20 protein-coding genes and 4 tRNA genes are annotated in these 18,617 nt (G+C 66.5%); 8 read left to right on the top strand and 16 right to left on the bottom strand.

Annotation, left to right across the window (positions count from 1 at the left end):
• Positions 1-31: 31 nt before the first annotated feature.
• The 4 genes from ABSH63_RS00120 to ABSH63_RS00105 all read right to left on the bottom strand — a co-directional run bounded on the left by ABSH63_RS00120 (position 32) and on the right by ABSH63_RS00105 (position 2,015).
• Complete coding sequence (locus ABSH63_RS00120) at positions 32-703, bottom strand: glutathione S-transferase family protein (RefSeq protein ID WP_352886289.1); 672 nt, start codon at positions 701-703, stop codon at positions 32-34.
• Between the two features lie 9 nt (positions 704-712).
• The gene (locus ABSH63_RS00115) at positions 713-1,162 is read right to left on the bottom strand and encodes a hypothetical protein (RefSeq protein WP_352886286.1); all 450 of its coding nucleotides are present in this window, start codon (positions 1,160-1,162) and stop codon (positions 713-715) included.
• Positions 1,149-1,517 (bottom strand): hypothetical protein, encoded by a 369-nt coding sequence (locus ABSH63_RS00110; protein ID WP_352886284.1) that lies wholly within the window; start codon positions 1,515-1,517, stop codon positions 1,149-1,151. Before ABSH63_RS00110 ends, ABSH63_RS00115 begins: the two co-directional genes overlap by 14 nt.
• A gap of 81 nt (positions 1,518-1,598) precedes the next feature.
• A complete protein-coding gene (locus ABSH63_RS00105; RefSeq protein WP_352886282.1) occupies positions 1,599-2,015 on the bottom strand; it encodes a hypothetical protein in 417 nt (138 codons plus the stop codon).
• Between the two features lie 102 nt (positions 2,016-2,117).
• Here ABSH63_RS00105 and ABSH63_RS00100 point away from each other — a divergent pair, with 102 nt between their 5' ends.
• The gene (locus tag ABSH63_RS00100) at positions 2,118-2,939 is read left to right on the top strand and encodes an HAD family hydrolase (RefSeq protein ID WP_352886281.1); all 822 of its coding nucleotides are present in this window, start codon (positions 2,118-2,120) and stop codon (positions 2,937-2,939) included.
• Between the two features lie 13 nt (positions 2,940-2,952).
• Here the strand turns inward: ABSH63_RS00100 and ABSH63_RS00095 are convergent, their stop codons facing one another.
• Positions 2,953-3,828 carry a DUF1295 domain-containing protein gene (locus ABSH63_RS00095; protein WP_352886279.1) on the bottom strand — a complete coding sequence of 292 codons (876 nt, stop codon included), beginning with the start codon at positions 3,826-3,828 and terminating at the stop codon, positions 2,953-2,955.
• Positions 3,829-4,019: 191 nt separating this feature from the next.
• Between ABSH63_RS00095 and ABSH63_RS00090 the strand changes: the two genes are divergently transcribed.
• The 4 genes from ABSH63_RS00090 (at position 4,020) to ABSH63_RS00075 (ending at position 7,532) form a co-directional block, all read left to right on the top strand.
• Positions 4,020-4,095: transfer RNA gene (locus ABSH63_RS00090), tRNA-His, on the top strand.
• A 26-nt stretch (positions 4,096-4,121) separates the two neighbouring features.
• Positions 4,122-4,196 (top strand) — tRNA-Lys (locus ABSH63_RS00085).
• 76 nt (positions 4,197-4,272) lie between these two features.
• Positions 4,273-6,189, top strand: coding sequence for a SurA N-terminal domain-containing protein (locus ABSH63_RS00080; RefSeq protein WP_352886278.1), 1,917 nt, complete (start codon positions 4,273-4,275; stop codon positions 6,187-6,189).
• An 86-nt stretch (positions 6,190-6,275) separates the two neighbouring features.
• On the top strand, positions 6,276-7,532 hold the full coding sequence (locus ABSH63_RS00075) for a dicarboxylate/amino acid:cation symporter (RefSeq protein ID WP_352886275.1): 1,257 nt from the start codon (positions 6,276-6,278) through the stop codon (positions 7,530-7,532).
• Here ABSH63_RS00075 and ABSH63_RS00070 read toward each other — a convergent pair whose 3' ends face one another.
• The 10 genes from ABSH63_RS00070 to ABSH63_RS00025 form a co-directional block, all read right to left on the bottom strand.
• Entirely contained in the window at positions 7,533-8,330 is a 798-nt protein-coding gene (locus ABSH63_RS00070) for an enoyl-ACP reductase FabI (RefSeq protein ID WP_352886274.1), read from the bottom strand.
• 112 nt (positions 8,331-8,442) lie between these two features.
• Positions 8,443-9,423, bottom strand: a complete 981-nt coding sequence (locus tag ABSH63_RS00065) for an AgmX/PglI C-terminal domain-containing protein (RefSeq protein WP_352886273.1) — start codon at positions 9,421-9,423, stop codon at positions 8,443-8,445.
• A complete protein-coding gene (locus ABSH63_RS00060) occupies positions 9,420-9,938 on the bottom strand; it encodes an ExbD/TolR family protein (RefSeq protein ID WP_352886272.1) in 519 nt (172 codons plus the stop codon). The genes ABSH63_RS00065 and ABSH63_RS00060 overlap by 4 nt, the downstream gene beginning before the upstream one ends.
• Positions 9,935-10,438, bottom strand: a complete 504-nt coding sequence (locus ABSH63_RS00055) for an ExbD/TolR family protein (protein ID WP_352886271.1) — start codon at positions 10,436-10,438, stop codon at positions 9,935-9,937. The genes ABSH63_RS00060 and ABSH63_RS00055 overlap by 4 nt, the downstream gene beginning before the upstream one ends.
• A 9-nt stretch (positions 10,439-10,447) precedes the next feature.
• On the bottom strand, positions 10,448-11,080 hold the full coding sequence (locus tag ABSH63_RS00050; protein WP_352886269.1) for a MotA/TolQ/ExbB proton channel family protein: 633 nt from the start codon (positions 11,078-11,080) through the stop codon (positions 10,448-10,450).
• Positions 11,081-11,145: 65 nt separating this feature from the next.
• Entirely contained in the window at positions 11,146-11,484 is a 339-nt protein-coding gene (locus tag ABSH63_RS00045) for a hypothetical protein (RefSeq protein ID WP_352886267.1), read from the bottom strand.
• Complete coding sequence (locus tag ABSH63_RS00040; RefSeq protein ID WP_352886264.1) at positions 11,481-12,128, bottom strand: tetratricopeptide repeat protein; 648 nt, start codon at positions 12,126-12,128, stop codon at positions 11,481-11,483. Before ABSH63_RS00040 ends, ABSH63_RS00045 begins: the two co-directional genes overlap by 4 nt.
• The gene (locus tag ABSH63_RS00035; RefSeq protein ID WP_352886262.1) at positions 12,112-14,967 is read right to left on the bottom strand and encodes a tetratricopeptide repeat protein; all 2,856 of its coding nucleotides are present in this window, start codon (positions 14,965-14,967) and stop codon (positions 12,112-12,114) included. Before ABSH63_RS00035 ends, ABSH63_RS00040 begins: the two co-directional genes overlap by 17 nt.
• Positions 14,957-16,768 carry a tetratricopeptide repeat protein gene (locus ABSH63_RS00030; RefSeq protein WP_352886260.1) on the bottom strand — a complete coding sequence of 604 codons (1,812 nt, stop codon included), beginning with the start codon at positions 16,766-16,768 and terminating at the stop codon, positions 14,957-14,959. The genes ABSH63_RS00035 and ABSH63_RS00030 overlap by 11 nt, the downstream gene beginning before the upstream one ends.
• Entirely contained in the window at positions 16,765-17,337 is a 573-nt protein-coding gene (locus ABSH63_RS00025; RefSeq protein WP_352886259.1) for a hypothetical protein, read from the bottom strand. The genes ABSH63_RS00030 and ABSH63_RS00025 overlap by 4 nt, the downstream gene beginning before the upstream one ends.
• A 531-nt stretch (positions 17,338-17,868) precedes the next feature.
• Between ABSH63_RS00025 and ABSH63_RS00020 the strand changes: the two genes are divergently transcribed.
• From ABSH63_RS00020 to ABSH63_RS00010, 3 genes are all read left to right on the top strand, one after another.
• Positions 17,869-18,141, top strand: a complete 273-nt coding sequence (locus ABSH63_RS00020) for an HU family DNA-binding protein (protein ID WP_352886258.1) — start codon at positions 17,869-17,871, stop codon at positions 18,139-18,141.
• A 58-nt stretch (positions 18,142-18,199) separates the two neighbouring features.
• Positions 18,200-18,275 (top strand) — tRNA-Val (locus ABSH63_RS00015).
• A gap of 11 nt (positions 18,276-18,286) precedes the next feature.
• Positions 18,287-18,363 (top strand) — tRNA-Asp (locus tag ABSH63_RS00010).
• A 49-nt stretch (positions 18,364-18,412) separates the two neighbouring features.
• Here ABSH63_RS00010 and ABSH63_RS00005 read toward each other — a convergent pair.
• Positions 18,413-18,617, bottom strand: a 205-nt coding sequence (locus ABSH63_RS00005; RefSeq protein ID WP_352886256.1) for a transposase, incomplete at its 5' end; no start/stop codon positions are given.

Raw genomic sequence — 18,617 nt, 5'->3', positions numbered from 1 at the left:
GCGATCCTAGACCAGGCGCATGACAGGTGCGTCAACTCAGCAGGTCGTAGGGGCCGCCCTTTTCGAGCGCACGCTGGTACGCCGGTCGCGCATGGATGCGCTCGAGAAAGCCGCGGATGTTCGGATAGCCGTCGACGCCGCCGCCGACACGCGAGGCCGCGGCTTCGAGCGGAAAGCTCATCTGCACGTCGGCGGCGCTGAACTCGGCGCCGGCGAACCAGGGGCTGCGCCCCAGCTCGGCCTCGACGTAATCGAGATGCAGCTTGGTGTTCGGACCGAGGAACTGCCCGTGCACGGCCTTGACGATGCCGGCGGCGATCGGACGGATCAGCAGCGGACTGCCCGGCACGATGCGGCTGAAGATCAGCGTCATCACCATCAACGGCATCAGCGAACCCTCGGCGTAGTGCAGCCAGTAGGTGTAGCGCAGGCGCTCGTCGCTACCGGGCGGCGGCGCCAGCCGGCCGTTGCCGTGGCGCTCGACCAGGTATTCGATGATGGCGCCCGTCTCGGCGATCACGCGCTCACCGTCGCTGATGACCGGCGACTTGCCGAGCGGATGCACCTTCTTCAACGACGGCGGCGCCAGCATGGTCTTGGCGTCGCGCTCGTAACGCTGGACGCGGTAGTCGACGCCGAGCTCCTCCAGCAGCCACAGCACGCGCTGGGAGCGGGAGTTGTTGAGGTGGTGGACGGTGATCATGAGGACTCCTTACTCGTCGTCGGCCGCACGCAGGGGTGTGCGGTCCGGGTCGTGGATGCCGAGCGCGCCGCGTGCGGCCTGTCCGGTGAGCTTGTTGATGCCGCGGATCGTGCCGTAGACCGCATCGGCGATGACGTCATGGCTCTGGCGCACGACGCGGGCGGCGTCGCGCGTCACGGCCAGCGCTCCGAGAATACCGAAGGGGATCGCGGCGATGCCGAAGTGGATTCGGCGCACCGCCTCGGTGCCGGCCTCGACCGCGGTCTCGGCGAGCTGCTGCGTTTCGGCGATGCGCTGCTGCTGCTCGATGCGCCGGCGCAGTTCGATCAGCAGCACACCGCTGCGGCGCAGGCGGTCGGCGTGCGTGGCGATCGCGCCGGCGAGGGCGAGATTGCGCTGCCAGGCGACGGCGCTCAGCGCCGTGGCCGCGAGCAGCAGCGCCAGCTCAATCCAGACCATGGATCCGCACCTTGGCCTGCACGCCGTGTTCGCCGAGTTGCTTGCGCAGCATTTCGCTTGCGCGCTGGTAGACCAGTCTCTGGATCAATCCGGGCGCGATACGCCCGAGCGGTCCGGCGAGCGCCGACTCGCGGCTGGCCAGCTCCATCGGGTTGAGGATTTCGATGCTGATCAGCATGCCGCGGCGGTTCATCAGTGTGGCGGCCTCGGCCGGCAGCGTGTTCCACGCGTTTTCCAGCGCAGCCTGATCCCGCGTGAGCGTCGCCAAAAGGCGCCGCTGCTCGCGCATATGCCGCAGCAACAGCAGCAGGCTCGCGATCAATGCGACGAGCACGGCCACAAGGAGAATGTGCATGGACGGCGGGATCCGGCGGGTGAGGTGTGGCCACGCTAGCGGCTGGCGAGGACCGCCGCAAGCCGGTCTGCGATCGTTCGCTCAGCGTCCGCCCATTACCTCGGTTGCGCGCTCCACGTCCTTGGGCCGGACCCAGAACACCGCGCCGTAACGCTCGGCGCCGGCGGCAATGGCGTCGATCTGGGTGACGTGGATGCCGGCCTTGCCCAGTCGCTCGGCCAGTTTGATCAGCGCCCCGGCACGGTCCTTGCCTTGGGCGAGAAAACCGGTGCGCTTCTTCGACAGGCGCCAGCCGAACTGCTTGGCCAGGGCTTCGAGTTGCGCGGCGTTCTCGGGAATCAGTTCGACCTGCGAGGTGCCGGAGGCCGCCGGAAACGCGGTGAGGGCGAGCAGGTTGATGCCATGCTTCTTGAGGGTTTTCAGCAGATGGGCGCCATCGCCCGGTTCGTCGCGGTGGTGCAGCACGTACTTGTTCACCCGGCGGATGCCCTTGGCCATACGCATGCTCCTTGACGGTTTCGCCATATCAGGGAACCACAATTGCGGCGTGCGCGCCAGCGGCGGACGTCGGCCGCGCACGGGCGATGCTAGGCTCCGGACATGAGCATCCTGCAGCTGCCCCACGCGGCGCCGCGCGTCGTGCTGTTCGACTGGCACGCGACGCTGGTCGACACCATGGACGCGATGTACTACGCCCTCGACGAGGTGTTGCCGCGCCTGGTCGAGCTGGGCCTGGTCGAGCGTCTCGTGCCACCCGCTCGGTCAAAGACGCTCGAGGACGCACGTCTGGTCAAGTACGTGCGCGAGCACGCACGTCTGCATCCGAAGATCAAAGCCGAGCGCCGGATCTCGCGCACCGACATCTTCGAGGTGCTGTTCGGCGATGACGAAGAGGCCAAGGCCATCGCCCATGCCGAGTTCGATCGCAGCTATGCCCGCCATTTCGGGCTGGTCAAACCGATGGAGGCAGACGCGCGAAGGCAGCTAGAGGCCTTGCGCGCGCTCGGCATCCGGCTGGGCGTACTGTCCAACCGCAGCCGCCGCTACATGGCGCACGAGATCTACACCGTCGACGGCAGCGGCTGGCAGGATCTGTTCGACACCATGGTCTGCGGCGACGACGTGCAGCGCCGCAAGCCGCATCCGGACCTGATCCTGCGCGCGCTGCAGAATCTCGGTGCCGCCGCGGACGAAGGCACTTGGTACGTTGGCGACAGCACCACCGACGTGATCGCCGCCAAGCACGCCGGCGTGACCGCGGTGTTCTACAACGGCGCCGGCTGGGAAGCACGCTGGCTCGACAAGATCTTTCCGGGCACCGAGCGCCACCCGCATCGGCCGGATGCGGTCGTCCCCAACCTCGGCGCACTGGTCGCGTTGGCGCGGCGCTACGTCGAGGCCGTGGCGGAGCGGGCGGGTTGAAGCGGTGCTCGGCTCAATCCGCGCGCGGGCGCGGCCATGGCAGCAGCGCCGGCACGCGGCGCATGTGCTCGGCGTAGCCGGGCCGGCGCTCGAGGCTGCGCTGGTCCATGAACGGAATGCTCGCGAAGACGAACATCGCCGTCATCGTCAGCGCGCCGGGCACGATCCACCACCACTGCGCCGGTGCGGCCGCCAGGCCGAACAGCATCAGGCCCCACCAGAAGCCGATCTCGCCCAGATAGTTCGGATGCCGTGACCAGCTCCACAGACCGCTGGTGATGAATTCGCCGGGCTTCTTGCGCGCGATGAAGGCATGCAACTGCAGGTCGGCGACGGTCTCGATGATGATCGCACCGAGCGTGACGACGAGAGCAACGGCGTCGAGCCAGCCGAACCCGGCCTGACCGCGCGTCATCACCGCGTAGATCGGCAGACAGCCGAGGAACACCTGAACCGTCGGAAACAGATGAATGCCGAAGAAATCGGCCCAGACCGCGGCACGGCCGGCGCGTGCGCGCACCAGGGCATAGCGCCAGTCCTCGTGGTGCAGCCCGCCCCAGTGCATGCTCCAGTTCGCGGTGAGGCGGATACCCCAGAGCCACACCAGGCCGATCACCAGCCAGGCGCGCAGCGTATCGACGCCGGCGTCGGCATTGGCGAAGTACCAGTACAGCGCGAACAGCGGCGGCAGCACGCTCCAGTAGGCGTCGTAGAAGCTGGAGTTCCGGTAGGCGCGCGAGAAGCCGAAGATCACGATCGTGGCAACGACATCGGCGACGAACACATCCCAGGGTTGCGGCAGGCCGGCGAAGCCCAGCACGGCCGCAGCGGCGGCCAGGCACAGCAGATAGGCGATCACGATCGCCAAGTAGTCGCGCGGCGTTGCCATGGGGACGATCTCCGACATCGAGTCGAACCCCAAGCCTAGTTCGCGCGCATGGTGCCGTCCTGCTCCCGTCGGACGAGTCCGGAGCGCCGATCGCACGAGGCTTTTCGATCGCCGCCGGGCCTGTTGACGCCGTAACAGTTTTGCTATGATGCGCCGCCCTGAGCGAAACCCGGTCGGGGATGCTCGCGATGGTGACCGTAGCTCAGTCGGTAGAGTCCCAGATTGTGATTCTGGTTGTCGCGGGTTCGAGCCCCGTCGGTCACCCCACTTTCGAGGCACTGCGTACGAAGTTCGGGCTGCTAGCTCAATGGTAGAGCAGCTGACTCTTAATCAGTAGGTTCGGGGTTCGAGTCCCTGGCAGCCCACCACGACGCAGATCCATGCAAGCCCGGCGGACCCGGGCTTCGTCGTTTATGAGCGTTGTACGCTAGGACGAAGTTAGACATGCTGCAGCAGATTCGTGACCGCACTTCGGGGCTGATCGCCGGGTTCATCGTAGCGCTGATTGCGATCCCGTTCGCGTTCTTCGGTATCGAGTCGCTGGCGCCGGGTGGCGGCGATCCGGTGGTTGCCGAGGTGGGCGATCAGAAGATTCACGAATCGCAGCTCCAGCGGCAGTACGAGCAGCGCTATCAGCAACTCGTGCAGTTGTTGGGCGAGAACTTCCGCGCCGACATGTTCGATCAGCGGCGTCTGCGCGCCGCGGTGTTGCGCGACATGACGCAGGAGACCATGCTGCGCCAGTACACCGAGGATCAGGGCTTTTTCGCCGACGACGCGACCCTGTTCAACGTCATCTCCGCCGAAGCCGCGTTTCAGCGCGATGGTCAGTTCGATGCCCAGGCCTATCGCGACGCTCTGCAGCGCGCGGGCTTCACCGTCGATCGCTACGAGAACCAGCTGCGCGACAACATCGAGATGAACCAGATGCGCGAGGCGATCGTCGACACCGCCTTCACGGCGCCGGTCGAGCTCGCTCAGGCGGCGCGCCTGCAGGCGCAGGAACGCACGCTGCAATACGCTGTTTTCGAACCGGCGCGCTACCGCGATCGGGTCAGCGTGACCGACGACCAGGTGCAGGCGCATTACCAGCAGAACAAAGCGCAGTACATGGCGCCGGAGCGGCTCAAGCTCGCCTATGTCGAGCTGGTGTACGACAAACTGCCACCGCCAGACCCGCCATCCGCGGACGTGCTCAAGGTCTTGTACGAGGCGGAGAAGGCCGGTCGCTTCACCACGCCGGAGGAGCGCAAGGCGCGTCACATCCTGATTGGCTTCGGCGCCGACAAGGATGCCGCGCGTCAGAAGGCCGAAGACCTCGCCAAAAAGATCGAGTCTGGCGCCGACTTCGCGGCGCTGGCGCGCGAGCATTCCGAGGACCCGGGCTCGAAGGCATCGGGCGGCGATCTGGGCTGGGTGCGGCGCGGGCAGATGGTCTCCGGTTTCGAGGATGCGCTGTTCGGGCTCGCGCCGGGCAAGACCAGCGCCCCGGTCGAAACCGAGTTCGGCTGGCACATCATCCGCCTCGACGAGATCAAACCCGCCGCGGTGCGTCCCTTCGAGGACGCCGAGGTGCAGCAGGAGCTGACCGAGCTGTTCACCAACCGCGAGCGGCAGCAGCGCTTCCAGGAGATGTCGGAACAGCTCGAACAACTCGCCTTCGAGCATCCCGGCGCACTCGAACCGGTCGCGCAGGCGCTGGAGCTGAAGGTGCAGACCACCGATTGGTTCGAGCGCGGCAAGGGCAGCGGCATCGCCGCCGATCCGCGCGTCGTCGAGGCCGCCTTTTCCGAGGAAGTCCTCGCGCTCGGCGAGAACAGCAAGCCGCTGAATCTCGGCGGCAACCGCATCGTCGTCATTCGCAAGGCCGAGCACGAGCCGCCGCGGCAAAAGTCGCTGGAGGAGGTCGCCGAACAGATCCGTGCCGAGCTGGTGGATCGCGCCGCACGCGAGCTGATCGAGCAGGAGTCGCAGGAAGTGCTCAACGCCGTGCGCGGCGGTACCGATTTCCAGGAGATCATTCGCGCCAAGAACGGCGAGCTGCGCAACCCCGGCAAGATCCGCCGCGACAACACCAGGGTCGAGGCGGCGGTCGTCGACGCCGCGTTCCGTCTGCCGCATCCGCAGGATGGCAAGCCCAGCGTCGGTGAGGCACAGCTCGGCAACGGCGGGCGCGCGGTGTTGCTGCTCAGCGCCGTGGAAACGCCGGATGACGCGACGCTCGACGAGGTGCAGCAGCGTCGCCTGCGCGACCTGATCGCCGGTGCGCAGTTCGGTGCCTATATGAAGCACATCGAACAGAAGGTCGGCGTCGAGATTCGTGCGCGGCCCGACGAGCCGACCGAGACGCTGGAGCCCTGATGGCCTGATCCGCGCCTGCTGCGCCTGGTGGGGCCAAGGCCGTTCGTGGTTCAATCGAACCCGGACGGCCTTTTCGCTTCGGGGACATGAAACTTCACTGGCAGATCGCGATCGCGCTGCTGGCCGCGATCATCGTCGGCGCGGCCGTCGGTGATGCGCCGTGGTTCATCGAGGCGACCAGCTTCATCGGCACGCTGTTCCTCAACGGCCTGAAGATGCTCATCGTGCCGCTGATCGTCGGCGCGATGATCAACGCCATCCTCGGCCTGAGCGCCGACAGCGGCAGCATCTCGCGCATCGGCGGCAAGGCGGCCGTGTTCTTCGCCGGCACGACGCTGGTCTCGGTACTCACCGGCCTGGTGCTGCTGAATCTCATCGAGCCGGGCGTGATCGACGGCGAGCCCGCCGGCGATCGACTGGGCCTGTCTGCAGACACCGATCGCGTGCTCGCCAGCGTCGAGAACCGCGGCAGCGGCGATCTGTTCGCGGTCCTGCTGCGCATGGTGCCGCCGAACCTGATCGAAGCTGCGGTGAAGACCGAGATGCTGGCGCTGATCTTCTTCAGCTTGCTCTACGGTTACTTCGCGTCGCGGCTGCCGGAGCCGATGGCGGCGACGCAGCGCAGCTTCTGGGGTGGGCTGTACGAGGTGATGATCCGCATCACCGGCTGGGTCATGCGCTTCGCGCCGATCGGCGTGTTCGCCCTGGTCGGACGCACCGTCGCGCAGACCGGTTGGGGCGCGCTCGAACCGCTGCTGCTGTTCTTCGCCTGCGTGCTCGCCGGTCTGCTGATCCAGACCTTCGTCTGGCTGCCGCTGTTGCTGCGCGCGTTCTCGATCGCGCCGCGACGCTACCTGCAGGCGATGGCGCCGGTGCTGCTGACGGCGTTCTCGACCAGCTCGTCGGCGGCGACGCTGCCGGTGAGCATCGACAACGTCAAGCGCGCCGGCGTGCCGGACGGCATTGCCGGTTTCGTCCTGCCGCTGGGGGCAACGGTGAACATGAACGGCACCGCGCTCTACGAATGCGCCGCCGCGATCTTCATCGCCCAGGCCTACGGCCTGGAGCTGAGCCTGGTCGCGCAGTTCACCATCGTGCTGCTGGCGCTGCTGACCTCGATCGGCGTTGCCGGCATTCCGTCGGCGAGCCTGGTCGCGATCGCGGTGATCCTGTCGGCAGTCGGCCTGCCGCTCGAGGGCGTCGGCCTGATTCTGGCCGTCGACCGCATCCTCGACATGTGCCGCACGGCGGTGAACGTGTTCGGCGACACGGTGTGCGCAGCCATTATCGCGCGGCTCGAAGGCGAGCCGGTACTCACGCGCGCCGAGCCGCCGGCAGGCTGATCAGCGCTTGTCCGCGCCCGGCAGTGCCATGCCCATGATGTTGTAGCCGGCGTCCACGTAAAGGATCTCGCCGGTGATGCCTGAGGCGAGGTCCGAGCACAAGAAGGCGGCGGCGTTGCCCACTTCCTCGATGGTGACGTTGCGCTTGAGCGGCGAGGCCTCCTCGGCGGCCGCCAGCATGCCGCGAAAACCAGAGATGCCGGCTGCGGCGAGCGTCTTGATCGGTCCGGCGGAGATGCCGTTGACGCGGATTCCGTGTTCACCGAGATCGGCGGCCATGAAGCGCACGTTGGCTTCGAGCGAGGCCTTGGCCGGGCCCATGACGTTGTACATCGGCACGGCGCGTACGGCGCCCAGATAGGTCAGCGTCAGCAGCGAGGCCTTGCGCCCCTGCATCAACGGGCGCGCCGCCTTGCCGAGCGCCGCGAACGAATAGCTGGAGATGTCGTGGGCGATGCGGAAGCCCTCGCGCGTGACCGCATCGAGATAGCGGCCGGCGAGCTGCTCACGCGGGGCGAAGCCGATCGAGTGCACCAGGATGTCGAGCGCGCCCCATTGACGCTGTAGCTCGGCCATCAGCTCATCGATCTGCGCATCTTCGGCGACGTCGAGCGGCAGCACGATCTTCGAGCCGCATTCGGCAGCAAAGGCCTCGACGCGGCTCTTGAGGCGGTCGTTCTGGTAGGTGAAGGCGAGCTCGGCGCCTTCGCGACGGAACGCCTCGGCGATACCGGTGGCAATCGAACGATCGCTGGCGACGCCGGTGATCAGGGCGCGCTTGCCCGAAAGAAACCCCATGTGTCGTGCTCCGCGTCTTTAGCTGGTGGGCGTAAGTTTCCAGTTTCCAGTCTCCAGTTTCCAGTGACGGAGCTTTTTCTGGAAACTGGAGACTACCGACGGGAAACTGCGGTTACGAAGGCAGGAAGGTGATGGGGTAGTTCGGATAGGTGTACGCCGGCACGTCCTTGGCGCCGAAGTTCATCAACATCACGCGCTGGATGATCTTGCGTTCGAGATCCGGGTCGTTGAAGGTGCTCGATACCAGCTTGCAGTCAGTGACCGCGCCGTTCGGCGCGATCGTCAGGCTGATGACGATCTTGCCCGCGCCGAGGTTGGGGTTGTCACGCGCAGCGCGGTTGTAGATCGCGGTGATCGCCCCCTTGTTGCGGTCGAACACGAGCTGGATTTCTTCGAGGGTGCGGCCGGCGACGAGCTTGTCGCCACCTTGGCCCGGGCGCGAGCGGTCTTGCCCGAAGCCCACCGGGCTTTCCACCTGCGTCGTGCGGCGCTGACCAAGGCCGGTGCCGGACTGCGCGCGGCGGGTCGCGCCGGTGCCGGTCGGCGAGCCGATGCCGCTCGATGCGGCCGCTGCCGACTGCTCGAAGATGCGAGCGCCATCGCCGTCGTCGGCGCGAGCGGAGCGGTCGATCGCGGCCAGCGCCTGGTCGGGCCGCTGCACCGACGGCACGCTGCTGTGCAGTGCCTGCAACTGGTCGGCGAAGGCCATGACGCCGGAGCGCGACGCCACTTCACGGGCGCGCTCCACGGCCCGCTGCTGCTGCACCTCCGGCGGCGGTACGGGCGCCGCGGTCGGTCGCGGCTGGGGTTCCGCCGGCGCTTGTGGCTCGACCGGATCGGGTTCGTCCTGCTCCGCCGGGGCCGGCTCTTCGACCTTGTCGGCGATCGGCGCCGGCTCCTCGGCCAGGAGCTCGACGTAGCGCGAACCGGTGAGCGTGCCGCCACCGCGGGTCAGGCCCACCAGTTCGAGAAAGGGCACGATGGCTCCGATGATCAGCAGCGGAACGCCGACGATGACGATCAGGCGGTTGAAGCGCCGGTCGGACTCCGCCGCCAGATCCCAGCTCTGCCACTGGATGCTCCGCGTGCTCATGCGCCGCCGTCCCCGCCGGCACGATGCGCGACGGCGAGCGAAATCTTCGCAAAACGCGCGTCGGTGCAGGTGGCCATGATTTTCTTGATCAGCTGATACGGAATGCGCTTGTCCGCCATGATGTTGATCTCGCCGCGCGACACCGCGCCGTTGGCCTCGCCACCGACCACCGGCAGCAGGCCTTCCTGCAGCAGCCGCGTCTTGAGCGGACCGAGCACGTTGGCGGTGCTGTTCTGGGCGTCGGCCACGCTCATGACGACCTCGCCGTTCACGAGGATGTCGTCGTTGGTGACCATCAACAAAACGGTCTGGCGCGGACCGTCGACGGCGACCGATTCCGGCAGCACCAATGTGCCCGGACTCGGCAGCACCTCGACCTGCGAGGAGTTCACCAGCAGGAAGAACACCAGGATGGTGAAGATGTCCATCAGCGAGGTCAGCGACAGCGCGCCGGGGCGGTTGCGCTTGCGCCGGCGTTCCATGCGCTGCGTGCGCAGGGTGTGGGCGCGGATCATGGTACGGCCTCCGATGCCAGCACCGGGGCGTCGCCCACCGAGATCCTCGGGAACATGTCGACCAGCACGCCCTCGCTCGCCGCGGGCAGGTAGTGCACGGTGTCCATCACCTGAATCATCACGTCGTAGGGGATGCCGGGTTCGAGCAGCAAGGTGATGCGATCCTCGGCCGGATTGCGGTTCTTGATCTCGGCGAGGGTCTGGCCCAGCGCCGCGTAGTTGTAGCCGTCTTCGGCCTTGGGCCAGGATTGCACGATGGCGCCGTCGTTGGTCAGCGTCAGCCCGGTCTCGCGGATGAGCACGGACAGGCCGCGCTTGAGCTCCTCGGAGGGCGGCTGGCTGCGCGAGGTATCGGGCAGGTCCAGTTCCTTGATGGTGAGCTGGGTGAACACGGCCGTGATCAGCAGGAACGGCACCAACACCACCATCAGGTTGAGAAAGGCCGTGATGTTGAGCTCCGCCACGTCCTGGCGGCGCGCACGGCGCATGCGGGCGAGCATCAGACTCTCTTAGTTCTTCAGGCCGAGGCTATTGAGGAACTTGATCGCCGCCATCTCGACGCTGTCGATCAGGTCATTGGCCTTGGACTGCAGCCAGGCGTGCGCCAGCAAAAGCGGGATCGCGACCATCAGGCCGAAGGCGGTGGTGTTCATCGCCACCGAGATCGACGCCGACAGCAGGTTCGCCTTCTCGGCCGGGTTGACGTTGGCCACCGCGTTGAAGCCCTGGATCAGGCCGATGATGGTGCCGAGCAGGCCCAGCAGCGTGGCGATGTTGGCGAAGGTGGCGAGGTAGTGTGTGCGCCGTTCGAGCAGCGGCGTGACCTCCATGATGCTCTCTTCCATCGCCATCTCGATCTCACCACGCGTCGCGTTGCCGCGCGCGCGGGCCAGGCCGAAGCCGAGCACGCGGCCGATGGCGGTCTGCGACTCGCTGGCGAGCTGTTCGGCAGCCTCGTGCTTGCCCTGGTTGAGCAACGGCAGCAGGTTCGACCAGAGCTCGCGGTTCTCGATGTTCGCGCGCCGCAGGTACAGCGCACGTTCGAGGGCGATCGCAAGACCGATCACCAGTACCACGAGAATCGGGTACATGAACGCGCCGCCACTCTGGAAAAAGCGCAGGACGGTGGCAAAAAACTCCATGGTTCAGCCTCTTGGAAAATCCGATGCAGGGGTTGGGACGACGGAATGCGGAAGCGAGGATCGCATCAGCGGCCGCCGGGGGTGACGAAACCTTTTTGTTTCAAGGCGCCAATGAGCGCATTGTGATACTCGATCTGGCGGACGAACACCTGCTCATCCACGGGCAACAGCTCCTCTTGCAAGAGGCGCGCCGGCCGGTCCATGTCGGCCTGCGGGCGTGCTTCGCGCCAGGGCATGATGTACAGGCCGATCGGCGATTCACGCTCGCCGATGATGGTGGTGCCGGCATCCTCGCGTCCGCCGGATTGCGGCAGACCGCCGACGGCCGGCATCTCGTCCTGCGCCGAGGCCATCGAGCACAGCGCCAGCAAAGCCGCTCCTAGCGCGCGAATCGCACCGCTCATGACTGCGGTTCCGCGTCCGCGCCCGCTGCCTTTTCCGGCGTCAGGGTCGCTTCGATCTCGGCAATCCACGCCATCACCTTGAGGTCACCGCTTTCGCTCAGCCGCAGATACTCGCGATAGTGGGGCAGGGCTGCTGCCGGTTGCTTGAGGTGGACATCCAAAAGCAGCGCGAGATTGTAGTGCGCATAAGCGTAGTCCGGGTCGATCGCCAGCGCGCGTTCGTATGCCTGGCGTGCGCGCTCGTGCGCGCCGGCCTCGCGGTGCAGGATGCCGAGCCAGTTGAGCGCCACCTTGTTCTGCGGATTGAGCTGCGCCGCCTTGCCGAAGGCGCCCAAGGCCTGCGCGCGCCGATTGGAGCGGGCGAACAGGATGCCCAGATTGGTCCATGGCCCGGAGTGTTCGGGGAAGTCCTGGACCAGCTGGGTCAGCGCTTGCTCGGCCTCGGCGATCTGATTGTCGCGCAGCAGTTGCATCGCCGCGGCAAAGCGCTGCCGCGGATCCCCCTTGTCGGCCTCGGTCGGTGCCGGGGTCTGCGCGGGTGCGTCCGTCGGCTGTGGACGCTGCGGCACGGTGCTGCAGGCCGTGAGCAGCGCCGCGAGCGCGAGCGCGCCGAGGCGGCGGGCGTGGTCAGTCGAGTGATTCATATCGGTCCTCCGCCTGTTCGCGCTTGCCGTAGCGTGCCGGCGTCAAGTCCGCGAGCGCCCTGGCGCTGCGCGCGATCCAGGTGTCGTACAGCCCGCTGCGCAGGCGCTGCAGGTTAGCTTCGTGGGTTGCGATCGCCTGTTCCTCGAACGGATACGCCTGCTCTTCGAGCAGCAGCTCGTACTGTTCCAGCTCGAGGCCGTCGAGGTCGCGCGGACGTTCCGATTCCATCAGTGCACGACCGAAGGCGCGATAGACCTCGCCGAGCTCGAAGGTCGCCGCCGTCGTCGTCTCGGCGAAACCGTAGCCGGCGGCGCGATCGAGCCAGCGGATGGCGTCTTCCATCGCCTGCTTCTTGCGCGGCAGGCTGCTTTCGATGGGCAGCGTCAAGCGGATCTGCGTGGCCTTGCGTGCCGCCATACGACCGAGCTCGAGGCTCGCCTCGGCGGCCAGCGAACGCGAACGGTTGCTGCGCTGCGCGCCGGCGTTGGTGTCGGCGTCGACCAGCGACTCGAGCCAATAGGCGAGTTGATCGCGGTCGCCGGATGCGCGGGCGTAGTGGACCAGGCGGCTGCGCGCCTCGATGGTGCGTTCGAGCGGCTGTGCGAAGATCTCGACGTAGTACGCATAGGCGGCGGCGGCCTCGCGATCGGCCTTGCCTTCGTCGAGCAAGGTGGCGGCGAGCCAGCCGGCTTCGCGCCGCACCTCGATGGTCTCGCTGTCGCGGCGGGCGATGCGCGCGTAGGTGCGGGCCGCATCCAGCGGCTTGCCGTCGCGCTGATAGGCGACGGCGAGCTTCTTGTCGACGTCGGCCTCCAGGGCATGGCCGGGGAAGCGCTGGCGGAAGCCTTCGAGTACGCGCGCCGCATTGGCCCAGTCTTCGAGGATGATCAGTGCCGCGGCACCATCGTATTCGGCGGTTGCACGGATACTCGATGCCGGTGCGACGTCGCCGACGCGCAGGAAGTGGAAAGCCGCGGTTTTGAGATCGTCGGCCGCGCGCGCGGCTTCGCCCTGACGGTAGACCGCGACGGCGAGCTGCTCGGTGATGTCGGCGCGTTCGGGCGCTTGCGCCGGCGTCAGGCGCAGTTCCTCGCTGAACGCTGCTTCGGCCTCGGCGAAGCGCGCCTGCGCAAAGTGCGCGTCGCCGGTGACGCTCCAGGCGATGCGGCGCAGCGCGGCATCCGCGACCGGTTGCGCCTGGATCACGCGCGCGGCGACGGTCACCGCCTCGTCATACGCTTGCAGCTCGTAGAGATCCTGCGCCGCCTGGGTCAGTACTGCGAGCTTGTGCGGGTGCTCGGGGAAGTTGTCGGCGAGCTTGATGCCGGCTTCCACGGCCGCACGCAGCGCCTCGGGACGGGATCCCGCGTCGACCGTGCGCGCATGTTTGACGTAGGCGAGTACCGAGGCGTGCGCGGCCTCACCGGCACGGGCGTAATTCTCGTAGCCGTAGGCGGTGCGCTCGTAGGCCCGTGCCGCCGCGAGGATCTCGCCGCCGTCGAGCAGCGCGTCGCCGAGCAGGAAGTGGATGTCGGCCAGTTTCGGGTCCTGCGGATACAGGTCGATGATGCGGCGATACCAGCGCGCGGCGACGCGGAAGTCATTCGCGCCGACATTGACGCCCGCGCCCGCGGCGGACGCGCTGCCGACTGCAGCCTGCTGCGCTTTCGCGTGATAGTGGCGCGCCAGATCTTCGAGGTGCGAGCGCAGCTCGTGCATCACCGCCTCGGTCGCTGGCGCCCCGTTCCAGTAGTCCGCCTGCGGATCGTAGGCAGTGGCGTAGCGTTCCTTTTCCCGGACCACCAGATCGCCGAAGCCGCCTCGCGCATAAGCCGCGATGATGCGCGACTGGAATGCCGGCGCCAGTGGCGAGCTGGGATAACGCTGGATGAAGGCGGCATAGGCGCCCGCCGCATCGCTGTAGCGCTCCTTGTCGAGCATCGCCTCGCCGAGCGCGGCGTAGACCAGCGGATAAAAACGCGGATCGCCGTGAGTCTGCAGGTACTCGTTGAGCGCGGAGCCGCCGCCGAGCGAGGCGAGCGCCAGGGTCACGACCCGTAGCGCGTCGCGTGCCATGTCGGCACTGTCGACGTCCACTTGCCGGAGCGCTGGCTCGGGTTCGTAGGGTTCGCCGGTCGGCAGCTCACGATCGAGCAGGTCGAAGAAGGTCCCGATCGCCTCCTCGTACTTGGACTGCTTGTACTGCGACCAGCCGTACTTGTACTGTGCCGGTTCGAAGAACGGCGTCGCGTCCTTGAGATCCATCACGACACGGTAGTCGGCCTCCGCTTCCGCGTAGCGACCGACGGCGAACAGCAGTTCGGCGCGACGGAAACGGGCATCGCCGGCGAGCGCAGACTTGGGGTGGCGGTCGGTCAGGCGCTTGAGCGTGTCGATCGCCGCTTCGGTCTCGCCGATATTCTGCTGCGCGCGCGCGAGCTGGTAGAAGATGCGGTCGTTGTTTTCGCTGTTGGGGTCGGCGTACAACAGTTTGTTGTAGAGGCTGATCGCTTCTTGCAACGCTTTCTCGGACTCCTCGGTCGCACCGCGGCTGTCCTGGATCTGCACTTGCAGGTCGGCCAGACGGCGCTGCGCCTCCTTGCGCGTCTCGACGTCGGGGGTGAGCTCCAGCAGTTTGCGGTAGTTTTCGGCTGCGGCCTCGGCATCGCCGGCGACCGGCTCGGAGCGGATGATCGGCAGCACTTCCTCGGGCGGGCGGTCCATCTTGCCGATGGTCTTGGCGATCGGCGGTGAGCTTTCCTTGACCACGGTCGATCCGCAGCCGGCAAGGACCAGCGTGACGAGCGCAAGCAGGATGCGGCCGGGTTTACTCTTCATCGAGTTCGCCCTTCTGGTGTCGGTCGTAGAGTCGCGCGAGCGCAAAGCGCGCCTCGATCAGGTAGCGCTCGATCTGCTGCTGTTGCCGATCGAGATCCGCCAGCGACATGTCCTGAAGCAACTTGGATTGCGCCTCTGCGGCCGCCGCGAGTTGGCGCTTGAGATCGGCGAGCCGCTGCTGGGCCGCGCGTGCGCGCTCGACCGGCCCGTTGAAGCGCGCCGGCGATGCGGCCAGACGCAGGCGCGGACGCAGCTCGGGCTCTGCGTAGGCGCCGTCGCCATGGGCGACCGGCACGGACAGCGACGATTCCGCGCGCAAAACGATCTCAAGACCCGCCCACGGCGGCGTCCAGCGGCGCTGGGCACGGCGGATCAAGGCCTCGGCGTCGCCCGGCGGACGGTCGGACGCGGCATGGGCTTGCTCGGCCGCACTCAGCCGTTGGCTCCAGGATTCCAGCGAACGCTGCAACATGCGCGTGTCGCGATAGTTCTTCAGCGCCTCCTGGAAGCGGTGCTCGGCGAGCAGGTGCTGCAGAAAATAGGTTTCGGGCGCATCCGGCAGGTCAAGCAGCTTCCAGCGCCAGCCGGCCTCGGATTCGATCTCGCGACGCACGATGGTTTCGACCATGCGGCCCTGTCGGATCGACACCTTGGCTGCCTGCATGCGGCGTCTGGCCTCTTCGAGGACCTCGATCGCCTTTTCGTAGTACTCGAGCGCCTGGGTGTAGGCGCCGAGGCGGTCCAGCGTGAACGGGATCGCAAGCCAGGCTTCCTGCACCGCAGTGTCCATGGGATCGCGCGAGATCAGCTCCACCCAGGGCACCAGCGCCTTGGCCAGGGCTTGCTCCTCCTTCTTGCTGGCCTTGCTCAGGCGAAACGAGGAGAGGCCGGCGCGCCGGAAGATGTCTTCTTCGGTGAAGCCGGGCCGGAGCAGCACGCCCAGCGTCGAGAACGTCGTGAACGGGCTCGCGTCGGTGTCCGGTTCGTCGCCGATCCGGGCCTTTCTGACGCGCTCGCCCTGCGGTGCGAGTTCGGCCCAGCCCAGACCGAGCAGCGCACGGTTCGAGAACGGGCCTTCGAGGCGCACGCGCTCGAACAGCGGCTTGGCGGTACCGCCCTGTTGAGCTTGCAGGAAGTACCAGCCGAGGCTCAGATTGGCGCGGTCGCGCAGGGCGAGCTCTTCGAGGTTGGACGGTACCAGGCGGCCGATGCGGTCGAGCGCGGTCAAGCCCTGCGGCGCACGGCCGTCGTTGATCAGTGCGACGCCGAGGTTGTAGCGCGTGTAGGCGGATTGGCGCTCGGAGTTGTCGAGGTCGGTCAGCACTTCGGCAGCGTCGCCGTAGCGCTTCTCTGCCATCAATACGCGGGCGAGCAGGTCCTGCCAGTCTTCGACCAGCTCCTGCGGCAGGGTTTCGCGCATGCGGTACAGCGTCGCGCGCGCCTCGGCCCAATAGCCCCGGGTGTACTCGAACTCGGCGAGCTGTAGCTGCGCCCGGCCGAGCCTAAGCTTGTCCTGGCTCGTGCGTTCCAGATCGCGGTAGATCGCCTGCGCGCGATCGCGCATGCCAAACGACAGGTAGCTGTCGGCGAGCTGCCAGCGATACGCTTCCGGCATGCGTTGCGGTGCATCGGTCGGGTCGAGCAGGCGCAGCTCGACGATGGCCGACAAATGCCGGCCATCGCGATTGAGATATTCGGCGACGCGCACGTGCGGATCTTCGGCGGCGCCGGCCCGGTACACGTCGGTGGCGTCGGCGGTCAGGGCAGCCCCCAGCATCAGCAGTGCGAGCGCATGTTTCACGGCAATCTCCGCCACTGTTTCATGCTCGTGCGCAGCTCGTCGCCGAAACGGCTCTTGCGTGAGATCGTGAACTCCAGATCGGTATCGTCGGCATGCTTGTCGAAGATCGCCTCGTAGCTGCCAGTGACCGGCGGATCCTCTTCGGTGTCGTCGGCGAAGCGGGCGCGGTATTGCAGACGGATGCGATGCGCGCCTTCGCCGACGGTCGCGCGCAGAATGCGCCGCGCGGCCTGCTCGGACAGCATCGCACGGGCGTCGCGATCGTCGAAGCGGTGGACCTCGGCCGCGCGATCGTCGATGGCGACGCTGACCTCTTCGAGCAAAAGACCGGCGACGTCGACACGCAGATACACCGATACGCGCAGATGCTCGGGCACCAGCACGGTGTTTTCGATCGACTGAGCCTCCACGGTCAGTTCGATGACTTCGTCCTTGAGGGCCTGGACGAGCTGATCCAGACGGGCCGCGCGTTCGGCGATGTCCTCTGCCGGATCGGCCGCTGCGGCGTGCAGGGGAAACAGCACGACCAAGAGCGGTCGCAAGGCCCTGCGGCCACGAATCGAGCGCATGCGTGAGGTTCTGATGGTGGAACGGCGCGAGTGTAGCAAATGCACTGCTCGTCAGATTCTGCAACCGTGCTGATGGTCGCCGTGGCAGGATGAATGGCGGCGTCTGTGGGGCCGTGCCGACGACAAAGGTCTGCATCGGGCACCGACCGCTGTCACGTGCGTCGGGTTCACCAGATTTGATCGTCGCAAGGGCGAGACGGGCCGCAAAGTCAATCGGGGTCTGCACTCATTTTTGCGTCTGTTTTTCCACGCCGAGAGCCACCGCCACGCGTTTTGTTGACGCTCGAAAACCCAGTTGTTATAAAGCGCCGCCACCCACCGCTCGGGTCATGCCTGCGGCCGTGTACATGCGCAGGCGTGTGAGGTTTCAAGGCCGCTACCACAGATCGAGTGGGCGAGGGTCGATGAGGCACCGCACTCTGCACGGGTTCGATGCCACAGCGCCGCTGGTTGTTCCATGCAAACACGACACGCCAAGGGTTCAAGCTTTTCCGGCTCCGTGCCATCCATGTTTCCGAGGGGACGCTCTGAATGAACAAAACCGAGTTGATCAACGCAGTCGCCGACAAGGCGGACATCTCCAAGGCCGATGCCGGTCGTGCCATCGACGCAATGTTCGAGGTGATCGGCAAGGCGCTCAAGAAGAAGGACAAGGTATCGCTCGTGGGATTCGGTACCTTCCTCGTGCGTGAGCGCGCCGCTCGCCAGGGCCGCAACCCCAAGACGGGGGCGACGATCAAGATCAAGGCGAGCAAGACGCCGGCGTTTAAGGCTGGCAAGGCGCTCAAGGACATGCTAAAATAACGGTCTTTGCTGCTGCATAAGGTTGCTGACCTTCGGGTCTGTCGAACACGCTGCAACAGGGTGCTTAGCTCAGTAGGTAGAGCGTCGCCCTTACAAGGCGAATGTCGGCGGTTCGAGCCCGTCAGCACCCACCACGTTTCGATGGGGAGCGGTAGTTCAGTCGGTTAGAATACCGGCCTGTCACGCCGGGGGTCGCGGGTTCGAGTCCCGTCCGCTCCGCCACGTCGAGATCAAAAGGCGCCCGCTGGGGCGCCTTTGCTTTTGGTAATTCCTAACCTTTCCGGACCAGAATTGGACGTAGCTCCTGGATTGAGATCTGCTTGAGAAGCTTGTGCAGCAAGGGTTGCAGGTTCTCGTGCCGGTGATTGAACCGGTAGCAAACTTCGGCCAGGTACAGGTGGAAGTATTGCCGGGGCACGCCACGGTACATGTAGAGCCAGTTCTTGGCATAGCTCCAGAAGCCCTCGATGCCGTTG

It is taken from the genome of Sinimarinibacterium thermocellulolyticum (assembly GCF_040327995.1).
Taxonomy (GTDB): Bacteria; Pseudomonadota; Gammaproteobacteria; order Nevskiales; family Nevskiaceae; genus Solimonas; species Solimonas thermocellulolyticum.
The sequence above is the reverse complement of the archived record's forward strand: the minus strand, read 5'-3'. Positions and strand labels throughout refer to the sequence as shown.